6 protein-coding genes are annotated in these 4271 nt (G+C 59.4%); 2 read left to right on the forward strand and 4 right to left on the reverse strand.

Annotated elements, in window-relative coordinates; all coding sequences use genetic code 11:
• Together ABY403_RS14105 and ABY403_RS14110 are read right to left on the reverse strand one after the other, a co-directional pair.
• Positions 1–785: GNAT family N-acetyltransferase (locus ABY403_RS14105; RefSeq protein ID WP_372841462.1), on the reverse strand; the 785-nt coding region annotated here is incomplete at its 3' end.
• Positions 786–1093: 308 nt separating this feature from the next.
• The gene (locus tag ABY403_RS14110; protein WP_372841463.1) at positions 1094–1405 is read right to left on the reverse strand and encodes a cupin domain-containing protein; all 312 of its coding nucleotides are present in this window, start codon (positions 1403–1405) and stop codon (positions 1094–1096) included.
• A gap of 105 nt (positions 1406–1510) precedes the next feature.
• On the opposite strand from ABY403_RS14110, the gene ABY403_RS14115 reads away from it, so the two are divergent.
• Positions 1511–1957, forward strand: a complete 447-nt coding sequence (locus ABY403_RS14115; protein ID WP_372841464.1) for an Lrp/AsnC family transcriptional regulator — start codon at positions 1511–1513, stop codon at positions 1955–1957.
• Positions 1958–2070: 113 nt separating this feature from the next.
• On the opposite strand, the gene ABY403_RS14120 is transcribed toward ABY403_RS14115, so the two are convergent.
• Positions 2071–2745, reverse strand: coding sequence for a DUF4386 domain-containing protein (locus ABY403_RS14120; RefSeq protein WP_372841465.1), 675 nt, complete (start codon positions 2743–2745; stop codon positions 2071–2073).
• Between the two features lie 234 nt (positions 2746–2979).
• On the reverse strand, positions 2980–3888 hold the full coding sequence (locus ABY403_RS14125) for a LysR family transcriptional regulator (RefSeq protein ID WP_372841466.1): 909 nt from the start codon (positions 3886–3888) through the stop codon (positions 2980–2982).
• Between the two features lie 113 nt (positions 3889–4001).
• On the opposite strand from ABY403_RS14125, the gene ABY403_RS14130 reads away from it, so the two are divergent.
• Positions 4002–4238 (forward strand): DUF2798 domain-containing protein, encoded by a 237-nt coding sequence (locus ABY403_RS14130; RefSeq protein WP_372841467.1) that lies wholly within the window; start codon positions 4002–4004, stop codon positions 4236–4238.
• The last annotated feature ends 33 nt before the right edge of the window (positions 4239–4271 follow it).

Here is a 4271-nt window from a genome sequence, read left to right on the forward strand (position 1 = left end):
CCCGTCGCCGTCAGAAAGGCGGCTGCTTGGTTTTCAGGCATCGCTGCCGAGATGGCCCAGGGTTTGTTCGGGAAACGGCCCAACAAAGCCTTCATGAAGCGGCGACCAACAGCTTTTCGCCGCTCTGTGGGTGTGACGGCGAAGGCCAGAAGGCGCGCTGTGGCGCCTGTGCCATCCACCAGTGCCGCCGCGCTGTTGTCCTCTGTCCGAAACGCGTCGTAACTGGCGCTGGTGCCTGCAAAACAGACCGGTGAGAATTGCCAACTCGGATCGGATGGATAGGCTGACATCAGCAACGCCAAGGCGTGATCTATCGAGCAGGCCACCGCGCCATCTTCGGCCTGCACAGGGTCATGCGTGTACCCCACCAACCTGCGGCGCGAAACGAAACCCGCCCTCGAATAGGTCGAAATCGCAACGGTGTTCGTTTCGATCACTTCAAGGATCATATGTGTATCGGCGCGCGCGCGGGCTTCGGCTATGGCGAGTGCCACGGCCCGCGAACCCATCCCCGCCCCGCGCCGTTCCGGGATGATGCCAAGCCCGGCCAACCGGCTTATGCGGCCACGGCGGGCGATCAGCATGATTCCGGCAGGCGCGCCAGCATCGTCTTGCAACAAGCGGCTCGAAATAAGATCGATGTCTTCGGCCTGTATCCGGCGGGTCAGCATCGGCAGATCGAAGGTGATCGGCACGATGTAGTGCTGATAACTCTGGTTAAACATATCGCATGCCTCGCGCAAAGACATGTCGGCAAGTGAAACTGTGCGAATGTTTTGGCTCATTTCTACCTTCTTATAATCATAAGCAGGGCAAAGACCGTCGGCAGATCGGTTGCAGCCCCGTGGCTTCACATTCCACGCAAACTGGCAAAACTTGGAAATGCCGTCTAGGGATTCTTGACGCTGAATCTATCGCGGGCACCACATTCAGAATGACGCGGCCCGGTTTGCTTAAATCCATGGGCAGCAACCAGAATAGCAGCGCGGAGAGGCCGTGCACGACCACTTGCATCCGCTTTCCCCGCGCCGCGGCAAAGCCGCGAAAACTGCGCTTTCGCGGCCCACCCTGCCCTCATGCTTCCTTTTGCCCTTCAAACGCTTCCGCGTTTTTCGATAACCAGAATCCGGGCTACGCCATTTGGCACGGCAAGATGTTCATCGCCGTTTTCGGCGTGGAATATATCGCCGGGCATCAGCGGCACTTCATGCTCGCCCGAGGCATCGCGGAACTTCATCGCGACCGATCCGTCCAGCACCACGAAAACCTCTTCGCCCTCATTGACGTGCCAGACGTAGGGCTGGTCTGTCCAATGCAGCCGAACGGTTGCGCCCTCGATATCTGCGATATCCATGGCTGCCCAAGCCGTCTTGGCCGTAAAATCACGCGCTTCGATCTTCTGCATGTTGTTTTCCTTTCGTTTGACGAAAAGAGATTTAAAGTATTCCGGTCCTTGCGGCGATTTGCGGAACGTCGGAAGATGCCTACTATTCGCAGAAAGATTGAAATCATGGCCGACCCCGGAGAACTTGACAGGACCGACCGTCGGCTCCTCGAACTTCTTGCCGGGGATGGGCGGATGTCGATGACAGAGCTTTCTGAAAGGGTTCATCTGTCACGGCCCGCGACCCAAGCACGTGTGCGGCGGCTGGAAGAACAGGGCACGATCCGCGGCTATCACGCAGACATCCACTTGCCATTCTCAACAAGGCCGCATCGCGCGCTGCTGATGACGCGCCTTGGTGTGCGGCCCTGCGCGCCAGCCTTGGCGTATCTGCGTAGCCTGCCAGAGGTTCGTGGCTATTGGTCTGTCGCCGGGCCGATTGATGCAGTTGTCGAAGTAGAGGTCCACGACGCCGAGGCCCTTTCTGCCTTCATCGACAAGCTCAGCGCCGCGCCCTTTGGCATCGAAGTAGACACCATGACCGTTCTGAGCGACTTCACCCGAGGCGCGTGATTGCATGAAACTTGGCAACCGGCCCATGCCCCGCTTCGATCGTGAAAGCGGCGCATGGCTGACGTCGGGCTTAAGGCGAACCAGCCCCCGTTTCGGCTAGGGAAACGATCCGATCAGCCCGCAGCCCGATCTTCCAGTTCGGACAAGGCAGACGCGCTGAACCCTTTCACGAGCAGCCAGATACCCAACGAAAGCTCCCAGAAGAACTCTGGCACGGTGGCAATGGCCTGCACGGCAGAGCCCGCCTCTATCCAGCCAAAAAGAACGGCTATGCCAGCGACAAGCAGGCAAGGGCCGCCGATCAGCCCAAGAATCGACATGGCCCGCGGCACCAGCCGCGTTCTCCACATTATATAGCCGAGGATCAGGCCGTTCCCGATGCCCACGACGACGCCCGGCCCGATGCGGAAGGTCCAGTCATGAATGGCCACAAGCGCTTGGCCAATCCCGAGCAGCACGCCATCGTCCGCCCCACTTGCGTGCAAACGCAGCGTATTCAACGCCATCATCGCAATGATGCCAACCGCGATGAAACCGGATTCGGTAAGCCGAGCTACGACAAAACCCAGTGAAAGAACTTCAAACCGCGCTTTGAGAACCGGATAGAGAGCAAGGGCCGTGCCGACATTGGCCAAGATCAGGACAAGTTCGAGAAGCGCGCCCACTGAAATGCGGGGGTCAAGCCCTTCGCCCAAGATAAAGGCCGGGTCTTTGAGGGCTGGCGCGTAGAACCAGAACAGCGCCGGGATCGAGGTTGCGAAAGTGACGAGGAAAAGAAAGCCCGTCATCCTTGCCAGGAACTGCGCCTTCGCATGAGAACCGCGAGACGCCGCAGCACTTCTGTTCGTTGCGCCTAAAACCGATAGATGCTCGCTTTCCGGAGCAGATGTCGAAAGCGCGGTCATGCGAAGCCCCCTTCCCTCGATGGAAACAAGTGACAAACACCATAGCCTAGCCACGAACATGGCAGAACGCGCGCCGTATGCACTTCATCCGTGCACGGAACGCCATGTCTGCGCGATTTATTCTTTCGGCTTTGCGCCCCGCCGCAGCGCGCAGACACTCCGGACAGAGCTACGCAGCCAACGGTGCGCCAGATCGCCATCCATTCGTGGATGCCAAAGCATGGAAACCGTGAACGGTGCCACATCGACCGGCAGCGAAAAGCTGCACATGCCCTTGCGCAGCCCCTCGGTATGGCGCTCTGGCACAGTTGCGACCAGTTGCGTCTCGCGCGCCAATGCAAGAGCCGTAGAAAAGCCGTTTACCACCGCGCTGATGCGCCGTTCGAGGCCAGCCACGCGGATCGCCTCATCGATTTCTGCGCCGTGCAGGCCGTCGCGCAACACAAGGATATGACCACTGGCAGCAAAATCGCTGACCGTCAGCTTGCCCTGCGCCAGAGGATGATCTTCTCGCGTTACCCCCACCCACCGATCTTCGAAAAGGGGCAGGTTGCGCAGCTCCGGCGCAGTTTGCGCGTCGATCACCCCGGTCTCGATATCGACATCGCCTTCGCGCAGGGGCGCGCTTCGTTTATCGGGTTTGGTAAGAAAATGCAGTGTCACACCGGGTGCCTGCTCTGCCACAAGCGCAAGAAGCTTGGGGCCGAAAGTTTCCGCAAAGCCCTCGCTGGTTCGCAAAGTGAAGCGACGTTTCAGCTTGCCAAGATCAAGTTTTTCGGTCGGCCGCAGCACCGCATTCGCACCGTCAACAAGTGCGCCGACCTGCGCGCGAAGCTCTATCGCACGGGGCGTGGGCACAAGGCCCCTTCCAGCCCGCACCAGCAACGGGTCGCCAGTAACCTCGCGCAACCGCGCAAGGGCCCGGCTCATCGCAGAGGGGCTGAGGTGCAGGCGGCGCGCGGCCCCGGCCACGCTGCCTTCGGATAGCAGAACATCAAGCGTCACCAGAAGGTTCAAATCAGGCATAGGCACCCCATTGATACATGGCGTCAGATGCATGGATAAAGTGCGAACAGTGCGCGTTCCGCAATACCTTTTGGGCGGCTATCTGACAAGCATCTCGAAAAATGGAGTTCCAGATGCCTGCTCGCTTTGCCCCCTATCTCTTCGGTTTCGTGCTCTCTGGCCTGATGTCCGCTGTCGTCTCTGCAATCGCCACGCTGCGCAATGCGGGCTTGGCCGATGGGTTTATCGGCATGTGGATGAATGCTTGGCTGCTGTCGTGGTTCATTGCCTTTCCGGTTGTTCTGGTGGTCGCGCCAATCACCCGCCGGCTTGTTGCGCTGATCGTCAAGAAGCAGGAGGCACGCGCGTGATGATGGCCTCGCTGTCAGATCAGCCGATTTACA

Source organism: Phaeovulum sp., assembly GCF_041596715.1.
Lineage (GTDB): Bacteria > Pseudomonadota > Alphaproteobacteria > Rhodobacterales > Rhodobacteraceae > UBA6213.

Bases quoted from the DNA above. Each gene is read 5' to 3' on its own strand.
- ABY403_RS14125 (WP_372841466.1), bottom strand. From the start codon at position 3,888: ATGCCTGATTTGAACCTTCTGGTGACGCTTGATGTTCTGCTATCCGAA.
- ABY403_RS14120 (WP_372841465.1), bottom strand. From the start codon at position 2,745: ATGACGGGCTTTCTTTTCCTCGTCACTTTCGCAACCTCGATCCCGGCG.
- ABY403_RS14110 (WP_372841463.1), bottom strand. From the start codon at position 1,405: ATGCAGAAGATCGAAGCGCGTGATTTTACGGCCAAGACGGCTTGGGCA.
- ABY403_RS14130 (WP_372841467.1), top strand. From the start codon at position 4,002: ATGCCTGCTCGCTTTGCCCCCTATCTCTTCGGTTTCGTGCTCTCTGGC.
- ABY403_RS14115 (WP_372841464.1), top strand. From the start codon at position 1,511: ATGGCCGACCCCGGAGAACTTGACAGGACCGACCGTCGGCTCCTCGAA.